Source organism: Pseudomonas sp. GL-B-19 (genome assembly GCF_019956415.1).
Classification (GTDB): domain Bacteria; phylum Pseudomonadota; class Gammaproteobacteria; order Pseudomonadales; family Pseudomonadaceae; genus Aquipseudomonas.
In genome coordinates this window covers 93,117-119,973 of the sequence record NZ_JAHBDK010000022.1, presented here as the reverse complement: position 1 = coordinate 119,973, position 26,857 = coordinate 93,117, and the positions used below count along the sequence as shown (strand labels likewise).

Below are 26,857 nucleotides of genomic sequence, written 5' to 3'. Positions count from 1 at the left end.
CCCGCTAGCGTCGAGCCTGCACGTTCTTTCCTGACCTGCTCGACCCAGCGGCGCAACGCAGTAGGGCCGATATCGAAGTTGGCGCAGACCTCAAGAATGGGCTGGTCTTCATCAAGCACCATGCTTGCAGCATTGAGCTTGAACTCGCTGGAATAGGACTTTCGCATCATCATGCACACCTTAGATTTGGGCGCCATCATAGCGCCCTATTGAGGTGTCCAATTTCATTAGGCCAGATCAGCCTGCTCGCGATAGCGGAGTGTCAGACAACATTAATTTATCTGACACTCCGCTATCGCGAGCAGGCTCACTCCTACAGAGGTTATGTGTGATTCAGGCGGATCTCAGGCGCGGTTTTTTCGGTATTCACCGGGGGAAACACCGAAGCGCGATTTGAACGCGGTGGAGAAGTGACTCGAATCAGAAAAACCCCAGGAATAGCCCAGCACCGACAATTTCTGTTCGGTACGCGATTGGCGCAGGGACTCGGCGCACAAGTCCAGCCGACGATTCTTGATGTATTTCGCCACCACCAACCCCTTCTTGGCAAAGATCCGGTACAGCCCCCGAACCGACATGCCGACTTCCCGCGCCAGCCACTCCGGACACAGGTCTTCGGAGCGGATGTGCGCGTCGATGCATTCCAGCGTCTTGCGAAAGATGCGCTCGTGCAAATCGTTGCTGTCTTCGGTTTGACTGATGGCCGGGCGCAGCAGGCTGACAATCGCTTCCAGCGTCGCCTCGCTTTCCGGCAGGCTCAGAGTGTTTTGCTGTACGGCATCGAGAATCAGGCGGTGAGAGAGCATTGCCATCGGTGACATCGCGGCGATGCGGTGACCGCACTTGACCTGGTTGAAGCGCAAGGTTTGCTCAATCAGCGGCGAGGGCAGAATCAGCGACAACTGACGGGAGTTTTCACTGTAGGTGAAGTCGCTGGGGCGCGACGCGTCGATCAGGGTGATGTCACCGGCGCAGAGCAACACCTTGTTGTCGCCCTGGGCCATGCCCGCCGTGCCGTCGAGTTGGAACACCGCAAAATATTTGCCGTCCTCACTCGCCGCGACTTGCGCAGGCGTGCGGTACAGCCGCGCCTGGCAGGCGTCGACAAAACTGAGTTTCAGCGCACCGCTGCGGTGTTCCCGGATCTGCCCGGAAAACCCGGCGCCCAGGGCTTGCCCATTGAAAGCGCCACAAATCTGGTTGATCTGATGGATCCACTGATCAAATCCATCACGGCGCTGTGCATTTGCAGAAATCATGTCAGGCCTCACGCTGGCTTATTTTTATTGTCTACGCCAATCCCAAGGTCCTCCCTAACCACCCCGCTCCCACAGCAATGACGGACTACTTCAGCCCGCCAAAGCGTCGATAGAAACTTTCACCCACGTCCGGCAGCGGGCCGTCGGCGGTTTCCAGTGCACTGTTCAACCATTCCTCGGCTTTGGCGTAGATCAGCCGGTAAATGTTGCGGCACAACTGGCGCGCCGCCCGACCTTCCCAATCGCCGGGCAGTAACTCGTCCGGCAGTTGCGGGTCGCGCAACAGCAGTTTGCGGTATTCATGAATAAGCAGGACCCGTGCCAGGAAGCAGTCGCACGGTTGCAGGTTCTCTTGCTCGCGAAGCGCTTGCCAGAGCGGTCGGAACAGCTGGATGAACTCGCTGTAATGGGTCGCCAGTTCTTCGATGTTCCAGCTTTCTTTCACCTGCAAACGTAGCGCCTTGGACGCCAGGACGTCCTGCGCCGTGGTTTCGAAGACGATGGTCTCTTCCTGGGCGCCGAGGTCGAGCAAGGTCGCGTTGAGATCGGTACGGTCGCTACGTGGACATGCCAACACCGCAGGCGAAATCGCACCAAAACCTTGCCATTCCAGTTCTTCGCGCACTTGTTTGCGCTTGTCCTGCGTCAGCTGCGTGAGCATCACCAGGCACCAGGAACCGTCCCACGCGGGCACGGTGGAGCTGTAAACGCGCTTGAACGCCTTGTCGAAACGCCGGCGACCGGTGCCGGTCAGGCTGTAATAGCTGCGACGCCCGACTTTCTCGGCGGTCAGCCAGCCTTCCTTGGTCAGGCGGAAAATCGACGTGCGGATCAGCCGCTCATTGATACCGATGGGCTCGAGCAATTGAATCAGGCTACCCAGCCAGACAGTTCCGCCGTGGGGTTCGATGGCATCGCCATACAGCGTGATGATCAGCGAACTGGCGCGGATCGGCGTCTGCTCCTGGAAGCGGGTAATCAGTTGGTTCAAGGGTGTCAGGGACGACATGGGCGTACCGGGCTGAAAAAGAAAAGGAATATACCGAATGCACGCCGCCCTGTGGGAGTGAGCCTGCTCGCGATAGCGGTATGTCAGTCACCATTGATGTTGAATGTCAGACCGCTTTCGCGGGCAAGCCCGCTCCTACAGGGGATCAGTGTTCACTGGGCGCTGCCTTTGGGGCGAAAGCCGTTGTCGCTGATGCGAGGGCGATCCGCTTCCGGCTCGGTCAACGGTTCGCAGACTTGCATCTGTTCAAGGCAACGCTTGGCCAGTTGCTGATACTCGCGGGTGCCCGCTTGCTTCCACGACACTTCTTCATCGCTGAGGCCGCGTTTGATACTGGCCGGCGCGCCCATGACCAGTGACTGCTCGGGGCATTCGAAACCGGCCTTGACGAAGGCCGCCGCCGACACGAATGAGCGCGGGCCAATGCGTGCGTTGTCCATCACCACGGCGTTCATGCCCACCAGCGCGTCGGCGCCGATCCGGCAACCGTGCAACACCGCGCCATGCCCAATGTGACCATTGCGCTCGACCACCGTGTCGCTGTCCGGGAAACCGTGCATTACGCAGGTGTCCTGCAGATTGGCGCCCTCCTCCAGCACGATCCGCCCGAAGTCCCCGCGCAAACTCGCCAGCGGCCCGACGTAGCAATGCGGGCCGACGATCACGTCGCCGATCAGCACCGCGGACGGATGAACGTAAGCAGTGGGATCAACCACCGGAGTCAAGCCATCGAGGCTGTAGCAGGTCATGGGACGTTCCTTTAAGCGCAGTGCCGGGTGTGTTCGCAAAGCGATGCCGATATTGACTTATTTTGTATCACATCGCTTTTACCAGCACAAAGATTAAAACTCCGTATCACTTAGTAACGCCCTTAATGAAAGTCGGTTTAACGGGTTTGCATTTGCCGTTTAAGCCAATAAAACCGGCAATTATCTGCAAATAAGGCTTCGCCAAACCCGGACCAATAGCGAACAACCACTCGTCAATAAGACACGATAAATGCGTTTTGCTGTTGTATTTGCGTATCACGATGTAGGTATACTCAGGCAAAACCGGCCTACTACGCCGATCCAATAATGAGCCGGCATTGCAGCCGAGCACACACCGTGAGGGCATCCGCCATGCCTCTAACCCTTGCTGTCGAAATCATCGAGCCCGGCGTTCGCCTGATTACCCTGCAACGCCCGCAGGCGTTGAATGCCCTGACCACCGAATTGCTCGGTGAATTGGCCGATGAACTGAACGCCGCACAAGCTGATCCCGATACCCGCGTCGTGGTCCTGACCGGCAGCCGCAAAGCCTTCGCGGCGGGCGCCGACATCAAGGAAATGGCCGAGCGCAATCTGGTCGGCATCCTCGACGACCCGCGCCAGGCGTCGTGGCAAACCATCACCCGCTTCAACAAACCGCTGATCGCCGCCGTCAACGGATTCGCCTTGGGCGGTGGCTGCGAATTGGCGATGCACGCCGACATCATCATTGCCGGTGAAGATGCCCGTTTCGGTCAGCCGGAAATCAACCTCGGGATCATGCCCGGCGCCGGTGGCACCCAACGCCTGCTGCGCGCCGTCGGCAAATCCATGGCCATGCAAATGGTCCTGACCGGTGAACCGATCGACGCCCGCCAAGCGCAGCGCGCCGGTCTGGTCAGCGAAGTAACCCAGCCGGAATTCACCGTCGAACGCGCCTTACAGATCGCCCGCAGCATTGCTGGCAAAGCACCACTGGCGGTGCGTCTGGCCAAGGAAGCGCTGCTCAAGGCCATGGACACTGACCTGGCCAGCGGCCTGCGTTTCGAGCGCCACGCCTTCACCGTGCTGGCCGGCACCCGCGACCGCGATGAAGGCATTCAGGCCTTCCAGGAAAAGCGCATGCCGACCTTCACTGGCCAGTAATTAATGAATTCGAACGACCTCCCAAAGAGCGCCATGACCATGAATTTCGAACACATCCTGTTTTCCATCGAAGCCGGCGTCGCCCTGCTCAGCCTCAATCGTCCGGATCAGCTGAATAGCTTCAACGCGCAGATGCACGGTGAAGTGAAGGAAGCCCTGAAACAGGTCCGGCAAAACCCGGATGTGCGTGTATTGCTGCTGACCGGTGAAGGTCGCGGCTTCTGCGCCGGGCAAGATCTCAGCGATCGCAATGTGGCGCCGGGCAGCGCCGTGCCGGATCTGGGCGAGTCCATCGAGAAGTTCTACAACCCGCTGATCCGCCAGTTGCGCGACCTGCCGCTGCCGGTGATCTGCGCGGTCAACGGCGTGGCCGCCGGCGCTGGCGCCAACATTCCGCTGGCCTGCGATCTGGTGCTGGCGGCGCGTTCGGCGAGCTTCATTCAAGCCTTCTGCAAAATCGGCCTGATTCCCGATTCCGGCGGTACCTGGACCTTGCCGCGCCTGGTCGGTATGGCCCGCGCCAAGGCATTGGCCTTGCTCGGCAACCGCTTGAGCGCTGAACAAGCCGAGCAATGGGGCTTGATCTACCGCTGCGTGGAAGACGCCGAACTGCGCGATGAAGCGCTGAAACTCGCCCAACACCTGGCCACGCAACCGACCTACGGTCTGGCACTGATCAAGCGCAGTCTGAACGCCAGCCTGAGCAACACTTTTGATGAGCAGCTGGAGCTGGAAAAAGACCTGCAACGCCTGGCCGGGCGCAGCGAGGATTACCGTGAAGGCGTCGGCGCCTTCATGGAAAAACGCAGCCCAAGCTTCAAGGGGCGCTGAGTCATGACTGCACTGAACATTGATGCGCGCATCGCGGTGATCGGCGCCGGGGCCATGGGTGCCGGGATCGCACAGGTCGCGGCGCAGGCCGGCCACACCGTACTACTGCTGGACAATCGCCCCGGCGCGGCGGCGCAAGCCATCGAGGGCATTGCCCGACAACTGGGCAAACGCGTCGACAACGGCAAGCTCTCGGCCGAATCGCGCTCGTCCACCCTCGCCCGCTTGCTGGCCGTGGAAGCCATCGAAGCGCTGGCGGATTGCGAACTGGTGATCGAAGCCATTGTCGAGAACCTTGAGGTCAAACGCGCCCTCTTCCGCCAACTGGAAGAGATCTGCGGTGTGCGCTGCATTCTGGCCAGCAACACCTCGTCGCTGTCGATCACCAGCATCGCCGCGCAGCTGAATCACCCGCAACGGCTGCTCGGCCTGCACTTCTTCAACCCGGCGCCGGTCATGGCGCTGGTGGAAATCGTCTCGGGACTGGCCAGCGATCCGGTCTTGGCCGCGTGCCTGTACGACACCGCCAAGGCCTGGGGCAAAAAACCGGTACACACCCGTTCGACACCGGGCTTCATCGTCAACCGTGTGGCCCGGCCGTTCTACGCCGAAAGCCTGCGCCTGCTTCAGGAAGGCGCTGCCGACTGCCCGACACTGGATGCGCTGATGCGCGATGCCGGTGGCTTTGCGATGGGCGCTTTCGAACTGACCGACTTGATTGGCCACGATGTGAACTATGCGGTGACCTGTTCGGTGTTCGACGCCTATTACGGCGACACGCGCTTCTTGCCTTCATTGATCCAGAAAGAACTGGTGGACGCCGGGCGTCTGGGGCGCAAAAGCGGCCAGGGCTTTTACAGCTACGCCGAAGGTGCCGTGCGGCCGCAGCCGACCACCCTCAGCAGCGAACAGACCGTTGAAACCTGTGTGGTCGAAGGTGATCTTGGGATCGCCAACGCGCTGATCCCACGCCTGCATGAACACAAGGTCGAGGTCATTCAGCGCGACGGCCAAGGCCTGCTGCGAGTCGGTGACGCGGTACTGGCGCTGAGCGACGGGCGCATGGCCTGTCAACGCGCCAAGGAAGACGGGTTGCGCAATCTGATCCTGCTTGACCTCGCATTCGATTACAGCAAGGCCAGCCGCATCGCGATCAGCTACGCAGCCGGCATAGAGCCATCCGCGCTCGATCACGGCATCGCGCTGCTGCAACGGGCCGGATTCACCGTCAGCGCACTCAGCGACAGCCCGGCCCTCGCCGTTTTGCGCACCGTTGCCATGCTCGCCAACGAAGCCGCCGACGCCGTGCTGCAAGGCGTGGCGTCGGCCGCCGACATCGATCTGGCGATGCGCGCCGGGGTCAACTATCCACAAGGGCCACTCGCCTGGGCGGATGCCATCGGCCTTTCGCACGTGCTCAAAGTGCTGGAAAACCTGCAAGCCAGTTACGGCGAAGAACGCTATCGGCCGTCGCTGCTGTTGCGTCGTCGCGTCGCCGAAGGGAGAACTTTTCATGACTAACCACGAAGCGATGAACTTGGCCAGCGACTGCGCAAAATCCCTGTTCGACCGCGACACCGCCAGTCAGGCGATGGGCATGCGCCTGCTCTCGGCGGCACCCGGCTGTGCCTGCGTCGGCATGAGCGTGCGTGCCGACATGATCCAGGGCCACGGTACCTGCCACGGCGGCTACCTGTTTGCGCTTGCCGATTCGGCGTTTGCCTTTGCCTGCAACAGCTACAACGAAGCCACGGTGGCCATCGGTTGCAGCATCGACTACATCGCCCCGGCACACCTGGGCGACACCTTGACTGCCGACTGCACCCAGCAAAGCCGCTCCGGTCGCACCGGCAACTACGACGTTCGTATTGAAAACCAACTGGGCCGGCTCATCGCGCTGTTCCATGGCAAATCCTACAAAGTGCGCGGCGCAGTACTGCCGCAGGAGAACCCGAATGAATGACGCCTTGATCATCGACGCGGTGCGGACCCCGATTGGTCGCTATGCCGGTGCCTTGAGCAGCGTGCGCGCCGACGACCTCGGTGCGGTGCCGCTGCGCGAACTGCTGCGCCGCCACCCGCAGGTCGACTGGACTGCTGTGGATGACGTGATTTATGGCTGCGCCAACCAGGCCGGCGAAGACAACCGCAACGTCGCACGCATGTCGGCGCTGCTGGCCGGATTGCCGGTCAGCGTACCCGGCACCACGCTCAATCGTTTGTGCGGTTCCGGCCTGGATGCGATTGGCACCGCAGCACGCGCCATTCGCTGTGGCGAGGCCGGGCTGATGCTGGTCGGCGGCGTCGAATCGATGTCCCGCGCGCCGCTGGTGATGGGCAAAGCCGAGCAGGCATTTTCCCGTGACGCGCAGATGTACGACACGACCATCGGCTGGCGCTTCGTCAATCCGCTGATGAAGAAAGCCTACGGCATCGACTCCATGCCAGAGACGGCAGAGAACGTCGCCGAGCAGTTCAACATCTCCCGCACCGACCAGGACGCCTTCGCCCTGCGTAGCCAGCAACGTGCCGGCGCGGCCCAGGCCAGCGGCCGTCTGGCTAAAGAAATCGTCGCGGTAGAAATCCCCCAGCGCAAAGGCCCGGCCAAAGTCGTCGAGCACGATGAGCACCCACGCGGCGATACCACGCTGGAACAATTGCAGAAACTCGGCACGCCGTTCCGCGAAGGCGGCAGCATCACCGCCGGCAACGCCTCCGGGGTCAACGACGGTGCCTGTGCGCTGCTGCTGGCCAGCCCCGAAGTTGCCAAACGCCACGGCCTGAAGGCGCGCGGCCGGGTGGTCGCCATGGCCACCGCCGGCGTCGAGCCGCGCATCATGGGCATCGGCCCGGTGCCAGCGACCCGCAAGGTGCTGGAACTGGCCAACCTGAGCCTGGCCGACATGGACGTGATCGAACTCAACGAAGCCTTCGCCGCGCAAGGCCTGGCCGTACTGCGCGAGCTGGGCCTGAGCGATACCGATCCACGGGTCAACCCTAACGGCGGCGCGATTGCCCTCGGTCATCCGCTGGGCATGAGCGGCGCACGGCTGGTGACCACCGCCTTGCATGAACTGGAAGAACGTCAAGGCCGCTACGCCCTGTGCACCATGTGCATCGGCGTTGGCCAGGGTATTGCGCTGATCATTGAGCGCTTATCCGACTAAAGAACCGCGATTCCCGGGGAGCCGAGAGGTATCCTTGGGGCATGCACTCAAAGCCCCGCCGTAGCGGGGCCGGAACACAACAATAATTCGAGTGAAGTTATGAACATGCCAATTGCCAAAGCCGTGCTTGATCCTGTGCTGGACCCGCTGGAAACCGCCAGCATCGACGAATTGCGTCAACACCAGCTGGATCGCCTGCGCTGGAGCCTGAACCACGCTTACAACAATGTGCCGCTGTACCGTCAGCGCTTCGATGCCCTGGGCGTGCACCCGGACGACCTCAAATCGCTGGAAGACCTGGCGAAGTTTCCGTTCACCACCAAGACCGACCTGCGCGATAACTATCCCTACGGCATGTTCGCCGTGCCGATGAACGAGGTGGTGCGCCTGCACGCCTCCAGCGGCACTACTGGCAAACCGACCGTCGTCGGTTACACCCAGAACGACATCGACACTTGGGCCAACGTGGTCGCCCGCTCGATTCGCGCGGCCGGTGGTCGTCGCGGTGACAAAGTGCATATTTCCTATGGCTACGGCCTGTTCACCGGCGGTCTCGGTGCCCACTACGGTGCTGAACGCCTGGGCTGCACGGTGATTCCGATGTCCGGCGGCCAGACCGAGAAACAGGTGCAACTGATTAAGGATTTCCAGCCGGACATCATCATGGTCACACCGTCCTACATGCTCAACATCGCCGATGAAATCGAGCGCCAGGGCATCGACCCGCACAAACTGGCCCTGCGCCTGGGCATCTTCGGCGCCGAGCCGTGGACCGGCGAACTGCGCAGCGCCATCGAAAACCGCCTGGGCATCACCGCGCTGGACATCTACGGCCTGTCGGAAATCATGGGACCGGGCGTCGCCATGGAATGCGCTGAAACCAAGGACGGCCCGACGATCTGGGAAGACCACTTCTACCCGGAAATCATCGACCCGATCACCGGCGAAGTGCTGCCGGACGGGCAGATGGGTGAGCTGGTGTTTACGTCGCTGAGCAAAGAAGCGTTGCCGATGATCCGTTACCGTACCCGCGACCTGACACGCCTGCTGCCGGGGACTGCGCGGCCGATGCGACGGATCGACAAAATCACCGGACGCAGCGATGACATGCTGATCATTCGCGGGGTTAACGTGTTCCCGACGCAGATCGAGGAGCAGGTTCTGAAAATAAAACAACTTTCAGAATCTTATGAGATCCATCTGTATCGCAATGGCAACCTGGACAGCGTGGATGTGCATGTGGAGCTCAAGGCCGAACATCAGCATTTGAGCGATGAACAGCAGAAGGCTGTTTGTGGCGAGTTGAGTCGGCATATCAAGACGTATATCGGGATCAGTACGCGGGTTGTTTTGCAGCCAATGCATTCGATCAAGCGCTCTGAGGGCAAGGCTTGTCACGTGATGGACAAGCGCCCGAAAGCATGACTGCTGCACCTTTATGGCCCCGCTTATGCGGGGTTTTTTTTGGGCTGAACGTACACGCCCCTGTAGGAGCTGGCTTGCCAGCGAAGACGACCTGGCAGCCGACCATTTTCAATCGGGTGTACATATCCATTTCTGCGGTAACGACAGCTGGCGGTTTCGCTCTTACAGCGAGTCCCTTTTCCAAACGCCGAAAAGGAACCAAAAGGCTTTGCCCCTCCATTCGGTACCTCGCCAAGGCTCGGCATGCCCTCACTCCGGCATTGCTCCGGGGGCCCGCCGCCATCGGCCATCCATGGCCGGGGGCGGCTACCGCGGCATCCATGCCGCGGTGCCCCCTACACAACGCCTGCGTTCGGCCTCTGGGAAAGGGGCAACAGATCAAGATCAAAAGCCGAAGCAACAGCAACTGCAAGATCAACAGCTTCGCGAGCAAGCCCGCTCCCACAGTTGGACAGGGTACATCCCTGAGAGATGGGTCGGCTGCCAGACCGCCTTCGCTGGCAAGCCAGCTCCTACAGTAGATCGGCGTACGGCTTTTGCTTCTCACCACTCATCAGGCCGAGCGTTAGCTCGCCTGCAGCTTTTGATTTTGACGCACCGCCCCCTCGAGAGGCCGAGTGGAGGTTCTGCGCAGTGGGCAACCCGGCATGGATGGCCGATGGCGGCGGGCCCACGGAGCAGGACCGGAGCGAGGGCATGCCGAGCCTGGGCGAGGCACCGAACGAAAGGGGCAAGAGCCCTTGGTTACTTGGGGCTTTTCCAAGTGACTCGCTGTAAGAGCGAAACCGCCAGCCGCCGTTACCGCAGAAACGGATATGCCCCCCAACAATTCAGCCCCCAAAAACAACCACTCATCCCAAAGCGATACAAAAACACATACGACACCATATTTTATGTTTGATATTAAATTCTGTATCGCTTATAAAGTTCTCCATGCCATCAAACAGATTCACGGCGGGAGACCCCCATGTACGCACAGCTCGTAGAAACCGGCGTAAAGCGCATCAAAGACCTGTCGGAGATGTCCGAACAGGAACGCGCCTTCCAGGAAAAAATCGATTCAGAAATCAAGATCGAAGCCAAAAACTGGATGCCTGATGCCTATCGCCAGACCCTGATCCGGCAGATTTCCCAGCACGCCCACTCGGAAATCGTCGGCATGCTGCCCGAAGGCAACTGGGTCACCCGCGCGCCAACGCTCAAACGCAAACTGCAATTGATGGCCAAGATTCAGGACGAAGCCGGCCACGGCCTGTACCTCTACAGCGCCATGGAAACCCTGGGTGCCGACCGCGATGAAGAGATCGCCAAGCTGCACAGCGGCAAGGCCAAGTATTCGAGCATCTTCAATTACCCGACGCTGAACTGGGCCGACATGGGCGCGGTGGGCTGGCTGGTGGACGGTGCCGCCATCGTCAATCAGGTGGTGCTGCAGCGCACCTCGTATGGCCCCTACTCCCGGGCCATGGTGCGGATCTGCAAGGAAGAAAGTTTTCACCAGCGCCAGGGCTACGAAATCCTCCTGACCATGATGCGCCACGGTAATCAGGCGCAAAAAGACATGGTCCAGGACGCGATCAACCGCCTGTGGTGGCCGGCGCTGATGATGTTCGGCCCGAGCGACGAACACTCGCCGAACAGCGCACAGTCCATGGCCTGGAAAATCAAGCGCCAGAGCAACGACGAACTGCGCCAGCGCTTCATCGACCAGACCATCCCGCAACTGGAGCTGCTGGGCTGCACCTGCCCTGACCCGGACTTGAAGTGGAACGCCGAAACCGGCCACTACGACTTCGGCGAGATCCAGTGGAGCGAATTCTACGAAGTGCTCAAGGGCAACGGCCCGTGCAATCAGGAACGCGTCGCCACCCGCCGCAAGGCGATTGAAGACGGTGCCTGGGTTCGTGAAGCAGCCGTCGCCCACGCCCGCAAACAACAGAACAAGAACGCCGCCTGATCGGCCACCTGATGTGGAGTCATTGAAATGTCTGAATGGACCCTTTTTGAAGTCTTCGTGCGCAGCAAGCACGGCCTCAACCACAAGCACGTCGGCAGCGTGCACGCCGCCGATACCACCATGGCCATCGAGAATGCGCGCGAGTTGTACACCCGGCGCAGTGAAGGCGTGAGCCTGTGGGTCGTGCCGTCGGCGTTGATCACCGCTTCGTCGCCGGATGAAAAAGACCCGCTGTTCGATCCGTCGGACGACAAGGTCTACCGCCACGCCAGCTTCTACGAGCTGCCGGTCGAAGTCGGGCACATGTGAGGTCGACCATGAATAACCAGACTGATCTGATCGAATACCTGCTGCGCCTCGGCGACAGCGCTCTGATCCAGGGCCAGCGCCTGTGCCAATGGTGCGGCAAGGCCCCGGCGCTGGAAGAAGAACTGGCGTTGATGAACGTCGGCCTCGACCTGGTGGGTCAGGCGCGCAACTGGCTGGAATATGCCGCCGAACTGCTGAACGACGGCCGCAATGCCGATGACCTGGCGTTCCGCCGTGACGAGCGCGCCTACCGCAACCTGTTGCTGGTGGAACAGCCGAACGGCGATTACGCGGTGACCATCCTCAAGCAGTTTCTCTATGACGCCTGGCATCTACAAGTGCTCAGCGGCCTGAGCCAATCCAGTGATGAGCGCATCGCCGGGATTGCCGCCAAAGCCGTCAAGGAAGTCACCTATCACCTGCGCCGCTCCGGCGAATGGGTAGAGCGTCTGGGAGACGGCACCGAGGAAAGCCATCGCCGGATGCTCGCCGCGATCCCCGAGGTTTGGCGCTTCACTGTTGAACTGATCGCCGCCGACGACAGCGAACAACGCCTATGCGACGCCGGCATCACCCCGGACACCACGCAAGTCGCCGCCGCCTGGCAAGCCAAGGTCAACGCAATTTTCGCCAGCGCCACCCTGCCCGTGCCGGCCGCGCCCAGCCATTTCTACCTGAATGCACGCAAGGGGCTGCACACCGAACACCTCGGCATTCTGCTGGCCGAAATGCAGTTCCTGCCACGAGCGTACCCCGATGCGACCTGGTGAGTTGATCGCCAGCGATCTAGGTGCCCGGCCGGCGCAACCGACCGACTTGGCCGCCGCGTGGGCGACCCTGGCGCAGGTCATGGACCCGGAAGTGCCGGTGGTCAGTGTGGTCGACCTCGGTATCGTGCGCGATCTCGACTGGCAGGCCGGGCACTTGCACGTGGTGGTCACGCCGACCTACTCCGGCTGCCCCGCCACCGAAGTGATCGAAAGCGATATCCGCGAAGCCCTGGAACTCGCCGGTTTCAAGGCTCCGCAACTGGAACGCAAATTGACCCCGGCGTGGACCACGGACTGGATCAGCGCCAGCGGTCGTGAACGCTTGCGCGCCTACGGCATCGCACCGCCCGAGGGCAGCACCAGTAAGCGCAGCCTGCTCGGCGAAAGCCCGGTGATCGTCTGTCCGCAGTGCGGCAGCGCCCACACCGAAGTGCTCAGCGAGTTCGGTTCCACCGCGTGCAAGGCGCTGTACCGCTGCGTCGATTGCCGGGAACCGTTCGACTATTTCAAGTGCATCTGAGCGGCAATCGGCCGTCCCAGCTGGAGAACAACAATGAGTAAATTTCACAGCCTGACCATCAAGGACGTGCGCACCGAGACCCGTGATGCGGTGTCCATCGCCTTCGAGATTCCGCAGCACCTGCAAGACAGTTTTCACTTCACCCAGGGCCAGCACCTGGTGATGCGCACGCAGCTGGATGGCGAAGAAGTGCGCCGCTCCTACTCGATTTGCACCGGGGTCAACGATGGTGAACTGCGCGTCGCTATCAAGCGTGTGGCTGGCGGGCGATTTTCGGCGTTTGCCAACGAGCAATTGAAAGCCGGACAGAGCCTGGAAGTCATGCCGCCCGCCGGACACTTCTGCGTCGAACTCGATCCGGCTCGCCATGGCAACTACCTGGCGGTCGCAGCCGGCAGTGGTATCACGCCGATCCTGTCGATCATCAAGACCACCCTGGAAACCGAACCGCACAGCCGCGTCACCCTGCTGTACGGCAACCGCTCCAGCTCCGGCGCGCTGTTTCGCGAGCAACTGGAAGACTTGAAAAACCGCTTTCTGCAGCGCCTGAATCTGATCTTCGTGTTCAGCCGCGAGCAGCAGGATGTCGACCTGTACAACGGCCGGATCAACGCCGAGAAATGCGAGCAACTGTTCAGCCGCTGGCTCGACGTCAATGCCCTCGATGCGGCCTTCATTTGCGGCCCGCAGGAAATGACCGAAACCGTGCGCGACAGCCTCAAGGCCAAGGGCATGGCGCCGGAACGCATCCACTTCGAACTGTTTGCTGTCGCCGGTAGCCAGCAAAAACGCGAAGCCCGCGAGGCCGCCCGGCAAATCGATGCAGCGGTCAGCCAGATCACCGTCATCAGCGACGGCCGTGCCCTGGCGTTCGACCTGCCGCGCAACAGCCAGAGCATCCTCGACGCCGGCAATGCCCAAGGCGCCGAACTGCCCTACTCGTGCAAAGCCGGCGTGTGCTCGACCTGCAAGTGCAAGGTCATCGAAGGCGAAGTGGAAATGGACAGCAACCACGCCCTGGAAGACTACGAAGTGGCCGCCGGCTACGTGCTGTCGTGCCAGGCATTTCCGATCAGCGACAAAGTGGTGCTGGATTTCGACCAGCTCTAATCCAACACCAACCCCGTAGGAGCTGGCTTGCCAGCGAAGAGGCCCTTGAAATCACCGTTGATTTTCAGGCCGCCTTCGCTGGCAAGCCAGCTCCTACAGGGGAGTAACACCGTTCCACCTCACAACAAAAACAACAAAGGACGCCACCATGAGCCCCCAAGACGTAGAACTCATCCGCCAGAACCCGGATTTCATCCAGTTGGTACGCCGCAAACAGAACCTGTATTGGTCGCTGTCGCTGATCATGCTGGTGATCTATTTCGGCTTCGTTTTGCTGGTGGCGTTTTCCCCCGCCACCCTCGGCCAATCCCTGAGCGGCGGCGTGACCACCGTGGGCATGCTGGTGGGTGTGGTGATTGTGGCGCTGGCCTTCGCACTGACCGGTTTCTACGTCTATCGCGCCAACAACGTGATCGATCCGCTCAACGAAAAACTGAAACAGGAGTGCGCCCGATGAGCCGTCTTCACGCGTTATTCCTGCTGCCACTGGCCTTTGTCGCTGACTTTGCGGCAGCGGCCGACGGCGCGTCCCGTCCGCTGAACTGGAACGCGATCGGCATGTTCCTGGTGTTTGTGCTGTTCACCCTCGGCGTGACGCGCTGGGCCGCGTTGCGCACCCGTTCCGCCAGCGATTTTTATACCGCGGGCGGTGGCATGACCGGTTTCCAGAACGGCCTGGCGATTGCCGGCGACATGATTTCCGCGGCGTCCTTCCTCGGCATCTCCGCGATGATGTTCCTCAATGGCTATGACGGTTTGCTGTACGCACTGGGCGTGTTGGCGGGCTGGCCGATCATTCTGTTTTTGATTGCCGAACGCTTGCGCAATCTGGGCAAATACACCTTCGCCGACGTGGTCTCCTATCGCCTGGAACAAACCCCGGTGCGCCTGACCTCGGCCTTCGGCACCCTGACCGTGGCCCTGATGTACCTGGTGGCGCAGATGGTCGGTGCCGGCAAGCTGATCGAGCTGCTGTTCGGCATCGATTACCTCTACGCGGTGATGCTGGTGGGCGTGTTGATGGTGTTTTACGTCACCTTCGGCGGCATGCTCGCCACCACGTGGGTACAGATCATCAAGGCCGTCATGCTGCTGTTCGGCACCACGTTCATGGCCTTCATGGTGCTCAAGCACTTCGGTTTCAGCACTGAAGCGATGTTCGCCGGCGCCACCGCGGTGCACGCCAAGGGCAATGCAATCATGGCCCCCGGCGGCTTATTGTCGAACCCCATCGATGCGATCTCGCTGGGACTGGGCATGATGTTCGGCACCGCCGGTCTGCCGCATATCCTGATGCGTTTCTTCACCGTCAGCGATGCCAAGGAAGCGCGCAAAAGCGTGTTCTACGCCACAGGTTTTATCGGCTACTTCTACTTGCTGCTGATCATCGTCGGCTTCGGCGCGATCGTCATGGTCGGCACCGATCCAGCATTCCGCGATGCCAGCGGTGCGATCATCGGCGGCGGCAACATGATTGCCGTGCACCTGGCTCAGGCCGTGGGTGGCAACCTGTTCCTCGGCTTCATCTCGGCGGTCGCCTTCGCCACCATTCTGGCGGTAGTTGCGGGATTGGCATTGTCCGGCGCTTCGGCGGTATCCCATGACTTGTATGCCTGTGTGATGCGCAAAGGTCAGGCCACAGAGCAGCAGGAAATCCGCGTCTCGCGAATCGCCACGCTGTGCATCGGCGTCCTGGCAATCATCCTCGGCCTGTTGTTCGAATCGCAGAACATTGCCTTCCTCTCCGGCCTGGTGCTGGCCATCGCCGCGTCGGTGAATTTCCCGGTGCTGTTCCTCTCGATGTACTGGAAAGGCCTGACCACCCGTGGCGCGGTGACCGGCAGCCTGACGGGGTTGATCTCGGCGATTGTCCTGCTGGTGCTGAGCCCGGCGGTGTGGGTCAACGTGTTGCATCACGACAAGGCCCTGTTCCCTTACTCCAACCCGGCGCTGTTCTCCATGAGCCTGGCGTTTGTAAGCGCCTGGGTGTTTTCCGTCACCGACACCTCACCCCGTGCGGCCCTTGAGCGCGGCCGTTATCTGGCGCAGTTCATCCGTTCCATGACCGGCATCGGTGCCTCTGGCGCCAGCAAGCACTAATTAACGATCGATCTGATGTCAGGGAACAAAAATAATGAAGCCCGCGCGTACAGCATCCTGTGAATCACTGTTTTCGATAGTCGCCGCATTGAGTCTGCCCATGGTTGCCCCAAGCGCCATGGCTGACTTCGTCGACGACAGCAAGGCCCGTATTGAAATGCGCAACTACTACATCAATCGCGATTTCCGCCAGGTCAACGCGCCGCAATCCAAGGCCGAGGAATGGGCGCAAGGCTTCACGGCGCGCATCGAGTCCGGATATACCGACGGGACCTTCGGCTTCGGTCTGGATGCGCTCGGGGAGCTGGGGTTGAAACTCGACTCCAGCCCGGATAGCCGTGGCACCGGGCTGCTGCCCTTTGGGCCGACCAGCCATGAACCTGCGGACGAGTACAGCGAATTGGGGCTGACCGGCAAGCTGCGTGTATCCAAAAGCGTGTTGAAGCTCGGCACCCTGCAACCCTTGCTGCCCGTAGTGACTTACAACGACACCCGCCTGCTGAGTTCGACCTTTGCCGGCGGCTTGCTGACCAGTCAGGAAATCAACGGCCTGACCGTCAATACCGGGCGCCTGACCAAGGTCAATCTGCGGGACTCTTCCAACAACCAGGACGTCGGCTACCTTGCCGCCAGCAGTGATTACTTCAACTTCGCCGGTGGCAGCTACGCCTTCAACCCGCAACTGAGCCTGAGCTATTACTACGGCGAGCTCGATCAGATTTATCGCCAGCAATTCGCCGGACTGGTGCATACCCTGCCCCTGGGCAACGGTTTCAACCTGCGCAGCGACATCCGCTACTTCGACAGCCGCGGCGATGGCGCCGAGCGTGCCGGGCGTATCGACAACCGTAACTTCAACAGCATGTTCAGCGTGTCCCATGGCGCCCACAAGGTCAGTGCCGCGTACCAGCAGTTGTCCGGCGACAGCGCCTTTCCATTCCTCAACGGCGGCGATCCGTACGTGGTCAACCTGGTGACCTTCAACACCTTCACCCGCGCCGATGAAGATTCCTGGCAGCTGCGTTACGACTATGACTTCGTGGCCCTGGGCGTTCCCGGCCTGACCTTCATGACCCGCTACACCGATGGCGACCACGTCAAAGCCGGCAACGTCGACAACGGCCGCGAATGGGAACGCGACACCGATATCAGTTACGTCATCCAGAGCGGCGTACTCAAAAACGTCAACTTTCGCTGGCGCAACGTGACCTTCCGCTCCGGCAATGGCTTGACCACCGACCTCGATGAGAATCGGCTGATTGTCGGTTACACCTTGGCGCTTTGGTAACCCATGACTCGTGCGGTTGCGGCCGCACCCACTTTTTTCATACCCAACTTTCACAACATGCGGAGCAATCGTGATGCCTCACGCCCCTACCCTGCAAAGTTTCATCGCCGGTCGCTGGATCGGCCAACAAGGTGCCCAAGTGCTGCGCAGCGCCATCGACGGCCATGAAATTGCGCGTACCCACGAAGAGCGTCCGGACTTCGCCGAAGCCGTCGAGCACGGTCGCCGTCAAGGCATCAGTGGCTTGATGGCGCTGGACTTCCAGCAACGCGCCCAGCGTCTCAAGGCACTGGCCTTGTACCTGAGCGAGCGCAAGGAACAGCTCTACGCGATCTCCCACCACAGCGGCGCGACCCGTGCCGACAGCTGGATCGATATCGAAGGCGGTAACAGCACCCTGTTCACCTACGCCAGCCTCGGTTCGAGGGAATTGCCGTCGGGCAACATCGTCCACGAAGGGCCGGCGATGCAGCTGAGCAAACTCGGCACCTTCGCCGGCACGCACATTCTGGTGCCACGCGGCGGCCTGGCCGTGCACATCAACGCCTTCAACTTCCCGATCTGGGGCATGTTGGAAAAGTTTGCACCGAGCTTCCTCGCCGGCATGCCGTGCATCGTCAAACCGGCCAGCGCCACCAGCTACCTGACCGAAGCCGTGGTGCGCCTGATGGATGAATCCGGCTTGCTGCCAGCGGGCAGCTTGCAGCTGATCATCGGCAGCACCGGTGACTTGCTCGACCGTCTGCAAGGCCAGGACGTGGTGACCTTCACCGGCTCCGCCGACACTGCCGCCAAACTGCGGGTCAACCCGAACCTGATCCGCAACTCGGTGCCGTTCAACGCCGAAGCCGACTCGCTGAACTGCGCGATCCTCGCCCCGGACGTGACCCCGGATGACGAAGAGTTCGAGCTGTTCATCAAGGAAGTCGCCCGCGAGATGACCACCAAGGCCGGGCAGAAATGCACCGCCATCCGCCGCGCCATTGTGCCGGCCAAACACATCGACGCGGTCGCTACCCGCCTGAGTGATCGCCTGAAGAAAGTCGTGGTCGGCGACCCGTCGGTGGAAGGCGTGCGCATGGGTGCCCTGGCTTCCCACGACCAGCAAAAAGACGTCGCCGAGCGTCTGGAAAGCTTATTGCAGAGCAGCGACATGCTGTTCGGTGCTCGCGATGGTTTCGAGCCGCGTGGTGAAAACGTCAGCCAAGGCGCGTTCTTTGCGCCGACCCTGTTGCAAGCCCGCGACCCGCATGCCGAAGGTGGCGCACACGACATCGAAGCGTTCGGCCCGGTCAGCACCCTGATGGCCTACGACGATCTGGACGAAGCACTGGCTCTGGCCGCTCGCGGCAAAGGCAGCCTGGTGGCGAGCTTGATCACCAAGGATCCACAGATCGCCGCCAAAGCGATCCCGGTGGCAGCGGCCTGGCACGGCCGTTTGCTGGTGCTGGATCGCGAGTCCGCTGCCGAATCCACCGGCCATGGCTCGCCATTGCCGCAACTCAAACACGGCGGCCCGGGTCGTGCCGGCGGCGGTGAAGAACTCGGCGGTCTGCGCGCGGTGAAACACTACCTGCAACGCGCGGCGGTACAAGGCTCGCCGACCATGCTGGCGGCGGTGACCGGTGAATATGTGCGTGGCGCCAAGGTCATCGAAACCGAAGTGCATCCGTTCCGCCGGTTCTTCCAGGACTTGCAAATCGGTGAATCGCTGCTGACGCACCGTCGCACCGTGACCGAAGCCGATCTGGTGAACTTCGGTTGCCTGTCCGGCGATCACTTCTACATGCACTTCGACGACATCGCCGCCAAGGAATCGCAATTCGGCAAACGTATTGCCCACGGTTACTTCGTGCTGTCGGCAGCGGCCGGTTTGTTTGTGTCGCCTGCGCCGGGACCGGTGCTGGCCAACTATGGTCTGGATACGTTGCGCTTTATTAATCCAGTGGGGATTGGCGACACGATTCAGGCGCGTTTGACGTGCAAACGCAAAATCGACCAAGGGAAGAAGAGCCCGCAAGGCATTCCGCAAGGGGTGGTGGCGTGGGATGTGGAAGTCACTAACCAACTGGGGGAACTGGTGGCCAGTTACGACATTCTGACCCTGGTCGTTAAACGCGAGGACTAAGCGATCCTGTAGGAGTGAGCCTGCTCGCGATGCAAACACCTCGGTGCAACTGGAAGACCGAGGTGATGCTATCGCGAGCAGGCTCGCTCCCACAGGGGGTTTGGGGTGGCTGTAAATTTGTGATCAGTGCTGGCGCAACCACTCGATAAACAGCGCAAACAGTTCCGATTGCGACCCGACTTCCAGCTTCAAATACAGATTTTTGCGGTGCATGCGCACCGTCTCCGGCGAGATGCTCATCTGGCTGGCGGTGGACTTCACGGAATGCCCCCTGAGCACCATGTGCGCCACTTCCCGCTCGCGCTCGGTCAGCACGTCGCAGCCAAAATTTTCGAAAGCGGACTGCACGCGTTGCTTCAGATCGTCACTTTCAATGACTGCGCTATGTACCAGGCCGCGACGGCCAAACTCGCTGATGAACTCCCGAACCAATGGCTCAACCGCGCGCAACAGGTTCAGTTGTTCCGCCCGCAGGCTTTCCCCGCCAAACCCCTGAAACAGGCTCACCGACACCTGGCTGTCATGGCCGGTATCGATCAGGTAAAAACTGTCTTCCGAACACCCGGCCTTCAAGTAATAAGTCTTGTAGTACTCGCTGTCGAAGAAGTTGTCCGGGGCGATTTCCTCCAGGTGATAAAACCCTTCGGCCAACCCCTGCTCCACCGCCAGGCAAAACGGGTCAAGCAAGTAGCCACCGGAAAAATAGCGGTCGATGATCGAGTCCCGATACTCCTCCGGTATACCGCGCTGGTACAGCAACTGCGGCGCACGGTCCTTGTGTTCGAGGCTGATCATCACCGACTCGATGGACACCAGATGCCCGAACGCCGACGCCAGGTATTGCAGCGCATCAGGCGCGTCGGCATGGGCGAATGCTTCGCGCATGTCGCCGTGCCATTTATGCAAGGCTCCGAAGGGCAATGCGATCAACGTATCGTCGTTGGGTTTGCTCATGCCCCGCAGTCTAGCGGGAGAACCGACGCCGGGTAACCGCCGATTGACCGAACTCATTGCCCAAAGTACTGACCGCTTTTCTCAAGCTCGGCCGCCACTTCAAGAATGCACACCCGCAGGATCTCGACGATTTCGTCGACCTGGGCGCATGTCAGGATCAGCGGCGGCGACATGACGTTGAGGTGCATGATCGGCCGCACCAGCAAACCTCGGGCCTGGGCCCGAGAGTGAATCATCTCGCCAATGTTGACCTCATCGGCGAACAACGCCTTGGTGCGTTTGTCGGCCACGAACTCCACACACGCCATGAACTTCTGGCAGCGCACATCGCCCACCAGCGGCAGGTCGCTGAGGGTCGCCAGCCGCTCTTCCAGATAAGCGCCGACCACGTCGACATGCTCCAGCAGCTTTTCGCGCTCGATGATCTCGATGTTTTTCAGCGCCGCCGTGCAACACACCGGGTGGCCGCTGTAGGTGAAACCGTGGGTAAAGCAGCGGCCCTTGCCCGGCTCGGCGATGACTTTCCAGATACGGTCGGAAAAGATGCACGCGCCCAATGGCAGATAAGCGGAAGTCAGGCCTTTGGCCGTGGTAATGATGTCGGGCTGCACATCAAACAGATCATAAGAAGCGAAGAACTTGCCCAGACGACCAAACGAGGTCACCACCTCATCGGCGACAAACAGAATGTCGTAGCGCTGGCAGACTTCCCACATGCGTTTCAGGTAACCCTTGGGCGGAACAATCACCCCACCGGAGCCCATGATCGGCTCGGCAAAGAAGCCCGCGACCTTGTCCGCGCCGATGGCCAGGATCTTGTCTTCGAACTCCTGGACCAGAAACTCGAGAAACTGTGCCTCGTCCATTCCGTCCGGTGCCCGGTACGGATTGGGGTTGGAGACGTGGTGAATCCTGTCGTTGGCGTAATCGAATTCCGGCACGCGGTCGGCGGCCTTGTTGCCGATCGACATCGTCAGGGTGGTGGAGCCGTGGTACGCATTAAAACGGGCGATGACGTGCTTCTTTTCCGGTTTGCCACGGCAGTTCTGGTAGTACTGAATCAGTCGGTACGCAGTGTCCACGGCGGTCGAGCCGCCGGTGGTCAGGAACACGTGATCGAGATCGCCGGGGGCCAGGCTGGCGAGCTTTTCGCACAACTGGATGGCGACGTTGTTGGACATGTCGGAAAACGGATTCGAATAAGCCAACTGGCGCACCTGATCGGCAATCGCCAGCGCCATTTCTTCGCGGCCCAAGCCGATGTTGGTGCACCACATGCCGCCGACCGCATCGAGAAAACGATTGCCCTGAGCGTCGTAAATGTAGGCGCCGTCACCGGCCACAATGTTCAGCGCGCCCTGTTCGGCGTGCTCGTCGAACATGTGATAGCCGTGCATGTAGTGGGCCTTGTCGGCCTTGATCAAACGGGCATCATCAACCGCTGGCAGTACTTTCAACGTTGGAGTAGCCATACAAAAACCTCAAACCGAAGGGGTTAAACGATCAGATCCCGCTCTTCACCGTGCTCCAGACGCGAGTGATGGCGCGCATCTCCTTCGCGTCCTGAGTCTTTTGCGGAAACAGCCGCTGGCGGGTTTCGTCATCGGGGTAAATCGCCGGATTGCTGCGCACATCGGCATTCAACAACGGCGTGGCCGCTGCATTGCTGTTGGCGTAATGGATGTAGTCGGTCACGTCGGCCATCACTTGTGGCTGCATCAAGTACTCAAGGAATTTGTGCGCGTTGGCCACGTGCGGCGCATCGGCGGGGATGTACATGTTGTCGAACCAGATCAGCGAACCTTCCTTGGGAATGAAATAGGCCAGTTTGATTTTCAACTTGGCTTCTTCGGCGCGGGCCATGGCGGTGGCGTAATCGCCCGACCAGGTCATGGCCATGCACACATCGCCATTGGGCAGGCTGGTCAGGTAATTGACCGAGTCGAATTTTTTAATGTACGGCCGAACGGACAGCAACAAGTCCTGCGCGGCTTTCAAGTCTTCAGGCGAAGCACTTCGCGGGTCTCGTCCCAGGTACTTCAAGGCCAGTGGAATGACTTCGGTGGGCGCATCGACCAGGGTTACGCCGCAATCGGCGAAACGCGAGACGATTTTCGGGTCGAAAATCATCGCCAGCGAGCCAATCGGCGCGTCCGGCATGCGCTCCTTGATCTTGTCGACGTTGTAGGTGATGCCGTTGCTGCCCCAGGTGTAAGGCGCGGAGTACAGGGTTCCGGCATCAAAGCCCTGCAAGTCCTGCAAGACTTTCGGATCCAGATTGGTCCAGCCCGGCAGCAACTTCTTGTCCAGCGGCTGGAACACTTTGGCTTTGATCAACGGTGGCGCAAGTGAGGCATTCAACACCACCAGATCGTAACCGGAGTGCCCGGTCAGCAACTTCGCCTGGACAGTTTCGTAAGCATCAAAGGTGTCGTAAATCACCTTGATACCGGAGGCTTTCTCAAAGTCGGCAAGGGTTTTTTCGCCGATATAGTCCGCCCAGTTATAAAGCCGCAGCGTATTACTGTCGCTCACGTCGGTGGCGGCTTGAGCATTCAGTGTCAGCGGAACAAGCAACAGACTGGAAATCACCATGAGGGCCTTGCGCATAGCAAATTCACCTTATCAAGCGAAGTCGGTTCTGGATGACCGGTTGCCCCCACTATTGAGCGATTGGGCCAACGGCACCATACCCCGAATGGGTGTGTGAGCCATTTCGCGGCCAGTGCTGCGGCAAAACATGGCAAAAAGCAGCAGTTTCGTTGACTCGTTTTGTCATAGCTCCCAAGCCGGCCGGGCGCTTAGAGTGGCTGCCGGACAAAAACAGGCGGGGCATTCCATGAGCGAGCTGATCAAACAAAATCGAAACGAAGGCGTTTTGACGCTCACGCTTGATCGCCCCGACAAGCTCAATGCGCTGAATAACAGCCTGTATACGCAGTTGGCTGATCTGCTGCTGGCCGCGGACGAAGACGCCAGTATCGGCGTGATCGTACTCACGGGCGGCACCACTTGTTTCACCAGTGGCAATGATCTGGCAGATTTTCTCGAGCATCCGCCGACGCATCTGGACAGCCCTGCGTTTCGTCTGATGAACGTCGTCATTCACCTGCAAACACCGTTGATCGCCGCCGTGTGCGGAGCAGCCATCGGCATTGGCACTACGCTGCTGCTGCATTGCGATCAGGTGCTGGTGACGCAAAACGCCAAGCTGCGCGTGCCATTTGTGAACCTGGGCCTGTGCCCGGAATTCGGTGCGAGCCTGTTGTTACCGCGCCTGCTCGGCCACGCCCGCGCCGCACGTCTGCTGCTGTGGGGCGACAGCCTCGACGGCGCCGCGGCGGTTGCGTGCGGACTGGCCAACGAACTGTTCGACGACGGGCAACAATGCCTCGACGCCGCACAGCACTTGGCTCGACGGCTGTTGGCATTGCCGCAGGATTCCGTGCGTCAGACCCGGCAGTTGCTCAAACAGGCGGCGTTGCCGGAGTTAAAAGCCACTATTCGTCAGGAAAACCTGTTGTTCATCGAGCGCCTCAAAACACCTGAAGCGCAAACAGCGTTGACCGCCCTCCTTATTCGCAGTACAGAAAAGCATTCACCAAGAGGAAAGCCGTAATGAACACCCCGGATATTTTTGTTGTCAGCGCCGCACGTACCGCCATTGGCACCTTTGGTGGTTCGCTCAAAGACGTTCCGCTGGTCGACCTGGCGACCACGGCTGTCAAGGCCGCCCTGCAACGCTCCGGCGTAGACCCGGCGCAAGTTGGCCATCTGGTGATGGGCAGCGTGATCCCGACCGAAACCCGCGATGCGTACATCTCCCGGGTCGCCGCGATGAACGCCGGCATCCCGAAAGAAACCCCGGCCTACAACGTCAACCGCCTGTGCGGTTCCGGCCTGCAAGCGATCATCAATGCCGCGCAGACGCTGATGCTGGGCGATGCCGACATCGCCATCGGTGCGGGCGCCGAATCCATGAGCAGTGGCCCGTACCTGATGCCTGCCGCCCGTTGGGGTGCGCGTATGGGCAACGTCCAGGCCATCGACTACATGCTGGGCATCCTGCATGACCCGTTCCATGGCATCCACATGGGCATCACCGCCGAGAACGTCGCCGCACGCAACGGTATCACCCGTGAGATGCAAGACGCGCTGGCCCTGGAAGATCAGAAGCGCGCCGCGTTCGCGATTGCCAATGGCTACTTCAGCGAGCAAATCGTCGGGGTAGAAATCCGTGATCGCAAGGAAACCAAGCTGTTCAGCGTCGACGAACATCCTCGCGCTACCTCCCTGGAACAACTGGCGGGCATGAAGCCAGCGTTCAAGAAAGACGGCACGGTAACTGCCGGCAACGCATCCGGCCTGAACGACGGCGCCGCAGCGCTGGTCATGGCCACCGGCGCCGCCGTGCAAGCCAACAACCTGCGCCCGATGGCCCGTCTGGTCAGCTACGCCCACGCCGGTGTTGAACCGGAACTGATGGGGCTCGGCCCGATTCCTGCCACACGCCTGGCACTCAAGCGTGCTGGCCTGACCGTCGCCGACATGGACGTGATCGAAGCCAACATCGCCTTCGCCGCCCAGGCCTGTGCGGTCAGCCAGGAACTCGACCTCGACCCGGCCAAGGTCAACCCGAATGGTTCGGGTATCTCCCTCGGTCACCCGGTCGGTGCGACTGGCGCGATCATCGCCACCAAAGCCATCCACGAACTGCATCGCACCAACGGCCGTTATGCGCTGGTGACCATGTGCATCGGTGGTGGTCAGGGTATTGCAGCGATTTTCGAACGCGCTTAAGTGTCAACGCGATGCCCGGTGCAATGCCGGGCATCGCAGCCGCTTGATGATTTCCTTCATCAACTGGTCGCAATCCATCAATACCGCCCCTTCCTCGCGCCCTAGATTAACTCCCAGAGCCAGTTGCCGTGCCGTGCGGCCAGCCCCTGTGGAGATCGCCCCATGCAAAACTTCCAAGCCCGCAAACAGCAAAGCCCCGTCGAGGGTTGGGATCATCAGGACCCGGAAGAAGCCTTCACCCTGCCCTCGCGTTATTTTTACGACGAGACCTTGTTCAAGGCCGAGCGCGACAACATTTTCATGCACGCCTGGCACGTCGCCGGGCACGTGAGTGAATTCGCCGAACCGGGCCAGTACGTGGTGACGGACCTGTTTGATCAAAGTGTGGTGGTGGCGAAGAACCGTCAGGGGCAGATCCACGCGTTCCACAACGTTTGCCAGCACCGTGGCAATCGCTTGCTCGAAGAACGTCGCGGCACCACCGGCGGCGTGGTGCGCTGCGCCTATCACTCGTGGTGCTACGAAATGGACGGCAGCCTGCGCAGCGCACCGCGTTGCGAAAAGATGAAAAACTTCGAGTTGCAGCAGTTCAACATCCCGCAGATCCGCACTGAAGAAATGGGCGGTTTCATTTACTTCAACCTCGACCCGACGGCACCGTCGTTGCGTGATCTGTTCCCCGGCGCCAATGAGGAAATGCACCGGGTGTTTCCGGACCTTGCCAACATGCGCCTGATAGAGGAGCAGAACGTGATCGTGCCGGCCAACTGGAAGGTGATCATGGACAACTCCATCGAGGGTTATCACTTCAAGCTGTCCGGGCCGTGCCACATCGACCTGGCGAAGTTGATCGACTTCAAAGGCTATCAGTTGACCAAACGCGATAACTGGTGGACTTACATCGCCCCGGCCAACCTCTCGGTGACCGAAGCTTATGGCGTGCCGTTAAAACCCGACGTCAACCCGGATGAATGCTTTTTCAACATCGGCATGTGGCCGAACAACACCTTTTACACCTTCCCGTTCTCGGAGTTTCTGGGCTCGTTCATCATGATCCCGCTGGACGCCGAGCGCTCGCTGCTGCGTTTTGGCTACTACACCAACAATGCACAAACTGCTGCGGTCAGCGAATCCTGCATGAAATGGATGAACGAGGACCTGGGACCAGAAGACATCGCGCTGAACATCTCGGTGCAAAAAGGCCTGCATTCGCTGGGCTACGACCAGGGCCGATACATGATCGATGCCCAGCGCAGTAATGAGAGTGAACACCTGGTGCATCACTTCCATCGGCTGGTGTTCAACGGCATACATGGGCCGTCCGCCGTCTGAGCC

25 protein-coding genes are annotated in these 26,857 nt (G+C 60.4%); 18 read left to right on the top strand and 7 right to left on the bottom strand.

Annotation, left to right across the window (positions count from 1 at the left end):
- The 4 genes from KGB06_RS09490 to paaY all read right to left on the bottom strand — a co-directional run.
- The coding region (locus KGB06_RS09490) for a transposase (RefSeq protein WP_223511913.1) at nucleotides 1-167 on the bottom strand (167 nt) is incomplete at its 3' end.
- A gap of 177 nt (nucleotides 168-344) precedes the next feature.
- On the bottom strand, nucleotides 345-1,259 hold the full coding sequence (gene feaR / locus KGB06_RS09485; protein ID WP_223514477.1) for a transcriptional regulator FeaR: 915 nt from the start codon (nucleotides 1,257-1,259) through the stop codon (nucleotides 345-347).
- Nucleotides 1,260-1,344: 85 nt separating this feature from the next.
- Nucleotides 1,345-2,268: a phenylacetic acid degradation operon negative regulatory protein PaaX gene (gene paaX / locus KGB06_RS09480; RefSeq protein WP_150778157.1), complete on the bottom strand. Its 924-nt coding sequence runs from the start codon at nucleotides 2,266-2,268 to the stop codon at nucleotides 1,345-1,347.
- A gap of 152 nt (nucleotides 2,269-2,420) precedes the next feature.
- Nucleotides 2,421-3,017, bottom strand: a complete 597-nt coding sequence (gene paaY, locus KGB06_RS09475; RefSeq protein WP_223514474.1) for a phenylacetic acid degradation protein PaaY — start codon at nucleotides 3,015-3,017, stop codon at nucleotides 2,421-2,423.
- A 372-nt stretch (nucleotides 3,018-3,389) separates the two neighbouring features.
- Here paaY and paaF point away from each other — a divergent pair, with 372 nt between their 5' ends.
- The 15 genes from paaF to paaZ all read left to right on the top strand — a co-directional run bounded on the left by paaF (nucleotide 3,390) and on the right by paaZ (nucleotide 19,768).
- Nucleotides 3,390-4,163 carry a 2,3-dehydroadipyl-CoA hydratase PaaF gene (gene paaF, locus KGB06_RS09470; protein WP_223514471.1) on the top strand — a complete coding sequence of 258 codons (774 nt, stop codon included), beginning with the start codon at nucleotides 3,390-3,392 and terminating at the stop codon, nucleotides 4,161-4,163.
- Between the two features lie 39 nt (nucleotides 4,164-4,202).
- Nucleotides 4,203-4,994 carry a 2-(1,2-epoxy-1,2-dihydrophenyl)acetyl-CoA isomerase PaaG gene (gene paaG / locus KGB06_RS09465; RefSeq protein WP_223514487.1) on the top strand — a complete coding sequence of 264 codons (792 nt, stop codon included), beginning with the start codon at nucleotides 4,203-4,205 and terminating at the stop codon, nucleotides 4,992-4,994.
- Between the two features lie 3 nt (nucleotides 4,995-4,997).
- A complete protein-coding gene (paaH, locus tag KGB06_RS09460; protein ID WP_223514468.1) occupies nucleotides 4,998-6,515 on the top strand; it encodes a 3-hydroxyacyl-CoA dehydrogenase PaaH in 1,518 nt (505 codons plus the stop codon).
- Complete coding sequence (paaI, locus tag KGB06_RS09455) at nucleotides 6,508-6,957, top strand: hydroxyphenylacetyl-CoA thioesterase PaaI (protein WP_223514466.1); 450 nt, start codon at nucleotides 6,508-6,510, stop codon at nucleotides 6,955-6,957. The genes paaH and paaI overlap by 8 nt, the downstream gene beginning before the upstream one ends.
- Nucleotides 6,950-8,161, top strand: a complete 1,212-nt coding sequence (gene pcaF / locus KGB06_RS09450; protein ID WP_223514463.1) for a 3-oxoadipyl-CoA thiolase — start codon at nucleotides 6,950-6,952, stop codon at nucleotides 8,159-8,161. The genes paaI and pcaF overlap by 8 nt, the downstream gene beginning before the upstream one ends.
- A gap of 99 nt (nucleotides 8,162-8,260) precedes the next feature.
- Nucleotides 8,261-9,586, top strand: a complete 1,326-nt coding sequence (gene paaK / locus KGB06_RS09445; protein ID WP_223514460.1) for a phenylacetate--CoA ligase PaaK — start codon at nucleotides 8,261-8,263, stop codon at nucleotides 9,584-9,586.
- 967 nt (nucleotides 9,587-10,553) lie between these two features.
- Nucleotides 10,554-11,543, top strand: a complete 990-nt coding sequence (gene paaA / locus KGB06_RS09440) for a 1,2-phenylacetyl-CoA epoxidase subunit PaaA (RefSeq protein WP_223514457.1) — start codon at nucleotides 10,554-10,556, stop codon at nucleotides 11,541-11,543.
- 27 nt (nucleotides 11,544-11,570) lie between these two features.
- The gene (gene paaB / locus KGB06_RS09435) at nucleotides 11,571-11,852 is read left to right on the top strand and encodes a 1,2-phenylacetyl-CoA epoxidase subunit PaaB (RefSeq protein ID WP_223514454.1); all 282 of its coding nucleotides are present in this window, start codon (nucleotides 11,571-11,573) and stop codon (nucleotides 11,850-11,852) included.
- Between the two features lie 8 nt (nucleotides 11,853-11,860).
- Complete coding sequence (gene paaC / locus KGB06_RS09430) at nucleotides 11,861-12,622, top strand: 1,2-phenylacetyl-CoA epoxidase subunit PaaC (protein ID WP_223514451.1); 762 nt, start codon at nucleotides 11,861-11,863, stop codon at nucleotides 12,620-12,622.
- Nucleotides 12,609-13,142: a 1,2-phenylacetyl-CoA epoxidase subunit PaaD gene (gene paaD, locus KGB06_RS09425; RefSeq protein WP_223514449.1), complete on the top strand. Its 534-nt coding sequence runs from the start codon at nucleotides 12,609-12,611 to the stop codon at nucleotides 13,140-13,142. The genes paaC and paaD overlap by 14 nt, the downstream gene beginning before the upstream one ends.
- A gap of 33 nt (nucleotides 13,143-13,175) precedes the next feature.
- Nucleotides 13,176-14,252 (top strand): 1,2-phenylacetyl-CoA epoxidase subunit PaaE, encoded by a 1,077-nt coding sequence (paaE, locus tag KGB06_RS09420; RefSeq protein ID WP_223514446.1) that lies wholly within the window; start codon nucleotides 13,176-13,178, stop codon nucleotides 14,250-14,252.
- 148 nt (nucleotides 14,253-14,400) lie between these two features.
- Nucleotides 14,401-14,709 (top strand): DUF485 domain-containing protein, encoded by a 309-nt coding sequence (locus KGB06_RS09415; protein WP_223514443.1) that lies wholly within the window; start codon nucleotides 14,401-14,403, stop codon nucleotides 14,707-14,709.
- On the top strand, nucleotides 14,706-16,352 hold the full coding sequence (locus KGB06_RS09410) for a cation acetate symporter (protein WP_223514440.1): 1,647 nt from the start codon (nucleotides 14,706-14,708) through the stop codon (nucleotides 16,350-16,352). Before KGB06_RS09415 ends, KGB06_RS09410 begins: the two co-directional genes overlap by 4 nt.
- Nucleotides 16,353-16,386: 34 nt before the next feature.
- Nucleotides 16,387-17,640, top strand: coding sequence for an OprD family porin (locus tag KGB06_RS09405; protein WP_223514438.1), 1,254 nt, complete (start codon nucleotides 16,387-16,389; stop codon nucleotides 17,638-17,640).
- Nucleotides 17,641-17,713: 73 nt separating this feature from the next.
- Complete coding sequence (gene paaZ / locus KGB06_RS09400) at nucleotides 17,714-19,768, top strand: phenylacetic acid degradation bifunctional protein PaaZ (RefSeq protein ID WP_223514436.1); 2,055 nt, start codon at nucleotides 17,714-17,716, stop codon at nucleotides 19,766-19,768.
- A gap of 123 nt (nucleotides 19,769-19,891) precedes the next feature.
- On the opposite strand, the gene KGB06_RS09395 is transcribed toward paaZ, so the two are convergent.
- From KGB06_RS09395 to KGB06_RS09385, 3 genes are read right to left on the bottom strand one after another with little or no spacing between them, the layout of a single operon-like run.
- Nucleotides 19,892-20,779, bottom strand: coding sequence for a helix-turn-helix transcriptional regulator (locus tag KGB06_RS09395; RefSeq protein WP_223514434.1), 888 nt, complete (start codon nucleotides 20,777-20,779; stop codon nucleotides 19,892-19,894).
- Nucleotides 20,776-22,194 carry an aminotransferase gene (locus KGB06_RS09390; RefSeq protein WP_223514432.1) on the bottom strand — a complete coding sequence of 473 codons (1,419 nt, stop codon included), beginning with the start codon at nucleotides 22,192-22,194 and terminating at the stop codon, nucleotides 20,776-20,778. Before KGB06_RS09390 ends, KGB06_RS09395 begins: the two co-directional genes overlap by 4 nt.
- A 31-nt stretch (nucleotides 22,195-22,225) precedes the next feature.
- Nucleotides 22,226-23,332 carry a polyamine ABC transporter substrate-binding protein gene (locus KGB06_RS09385; protein WP_223514430.1) on the bottom strand — a complete coding sequence of 369 codons (1,107 nt, stop codon included), beginning with the start codon at nucleotides 23,330-23,332 and terminating at the stop codon, nucleotides 22,226-22,228.
- A 229-nt stretch (nucleotides 23,333-23,561) separates the two neighbouring features.
- On the opposite strand from KGB06_RS09385, the gene KGB06_RS09380 reads away from it, so the two are divergent.
- The 3 genes from KGB06_RS09380 (at nucleotide 23,562) to KGB06_RS09370 (ending at nucleotide 26,854) form a co-directional block, all read left to right on the top strand.
- A complete protein-coding gene (locus KGB06_RS09380) occupies nucleotides 23,562-24,341 on the top strand; it encodes an enoyl-CoA hydratase-related protein (protein ID WP_223514428.1) in 780 nt (259 codons plus the stop codon).
- Nucleotides 24,341-25,522: an acetyl-CoA C-acyltransferase family protein gene (locus KGB06_RS09375; protein WP_223514427.1), complete on the top strand. Its 1,182-nt coding sequence runs from the start codon at nucleotides 24,341-24,343 to the stop codon at nucleotides 25,520-25,522. Before KGB06_RS09380 ends, KGB06_RS09375 begins: the two co-directional genes overlap by 1 nt.
- A gap of 162 nt (nucleotides 25,523-25,684) precedes the next feature.
- Nucleotides 25,685-26,854: an aromatic ring-hydroxylating oxygenase subunit alpha gene (locus KGB06_RS09370; protein WP_223514419.1), complete on the top strand. Its 1,170-nt coding sequence runs from the start codon at nucleotides 25,685-25,687 to the stop codon at nucleotides 26,852-26,854.
- Nucleotides 26,855-26,857 lie beyond the last annotated feature (3 nt).

Coding starts and splice junctions, on each gene's coding strand:
- feaR (WP_223514477.1), bottom strand. CDS start 1,259: ATGATTTCTGCAAATGCACAGCGCCGTGATGGATTTGATCAGTGGATC.
- paaX (WP_150778157.1), bottom strand. CDS start 2,268: ATGTCGTCCCTGACACCCTTGAACCAACTGATTACCCGCTTCCAGGAG.
- paaY (WP_223514474.1), bottom strand. CDS start 3,017: ATGACCTGCTACAGCCTCGATGGCTTGACTCCGGTGGTTGATCCCACT.
- paaF (WP_223514471.1), top strand. CDS start 3,390: ATGCCTCTAACCCTTGCTGTCGAAATCATCGAGCCCGGCGTTCGCCTG.
- paaG (WP_223514487.1), top strand. CDS start 4,203: ATGAATTTCGAACACATCCTGTTTTCCATCGAAGCCGGCGTCGCCCTG.
- paaH (WP_223514468.1), top strand. CDS start 4,998: ATGACTGCACTGAACATTGATGCGCGCATCGCGGTGATCGGCGCCGGG.
- paaI (WP_223514466.1), top strand. CDS start 6,508: ATGACTAACCACGAAGCGATGAACTTGGCCAGCGACTGCGCAAAATCC.
- pcaF (WP_223514463.1), top strand. CDS start 6,950: ATGAATGACGCCTTGATCATCGACGCGGTGCGGACCCCGATTGGTCGC.
- paaK (WP_223514460.1), top strand. CDS start 8,261: ATGAACATGCCAATTGCCAAAGCCGTGCTTGATCCTGTGCTGGACCCG.
- paaA (WP_223514457.1), top strand. CDS start 10,554: ATGTACGCACAGCTCGTAGAAACCGGCGTAAAGCGCATCAAAGACCTG.
- paaB (WP_223514454.1), top strand. CDS start 11,571: ATGTCTGAATGGACCCTTTTTGAAGTCTTCGTGCGCAGCAAGCACGGC.
- paaC (WP_223514451.1), top strand. CDS start 11,861: ATGAATAACCAGACTGATCTGATCGAATACCTGCTGCGCCTCGGCGAC.
- paaD (WP_223514449.1), top strand. CDS start 12,609: ATGCGACCTGGTGAGTTGATCGCCAGCGATCTAGGTGCCCGGCCGGCG.
- paaE (WP_223514446.1), top strand. CDS start 13,176: ATGAGTAAATTTCACAGCCTGACCATCAAGGACGTGCGCACCGAGACC.
- KGB06_RS09415 (WP_223514443.1), top strand. CDS start 14,401: ATGAGCCCCCAAGACGTAGAACTCATCCGCCAGAACCCGGATTTCATC.
- KGB06_RS09410 (WP_223514440.1), top strand. CDS start 14,706: ATGAGCCGTCTTCACGCGTTATTCCTGCTGCCACTGGCCTTTGTCGCT.
- KGB06_RS09405 (WP_223514438.1), top strand. CDS start 16,387: ATGAAGCCCGCGCGTACAGCATCCTGTGAATCACTGTTTTCGATAGTC.
- paaZ (WP_223514436.1), top strand. CDS start 17,714: ATGCCTCACGCCCCTACCCTGCAAAGTTTCATCGCCGGTCGCTGGATC.
- KGB06_RS09395 (WP_223514434.1), bottom strand. CDS start 20,779: ATGAGTTCGGTCAATCGGCGGTTACCCGGCGTCGGTTCTCCCGCTAGA.
- KGB06_RS09390 (WP_223514432.1), bottom strand. CDS start 22,194: ATGGCTACTCCAACGTTGAAAGTACTGCCAGCGGTTGATGATGCCCGT.
- KGB06_RS09385 (WP_223514430.1), bottom strand. CDS start 23,332: ATGCGCAAGGCCCTCATGGTGATTTCCAGTCTGTTGCTTGTTCCGCTG.
- KGB06_RS09380 (WP_223514428.1), top strand. CDS start 23,562: ATGAGCGAGCTGATCAAACAAAATCGAAACGAAGGCGTTTTGACGCTC.
- KGB06_RS09375 (WP_223514427.1), top strand. CDS start 24,341: ATGAACACCCCGGATATTTTTGTTGTCAGCGCCGCACGTACCGCCATT.
- KGB06_RS09370 (WP_223514419.1), top strand. CDS start 25,685: ATGCAAAACTTCCAAGCCCGCAAACAGCAAAGCCCCGTCGAGGGTTGG.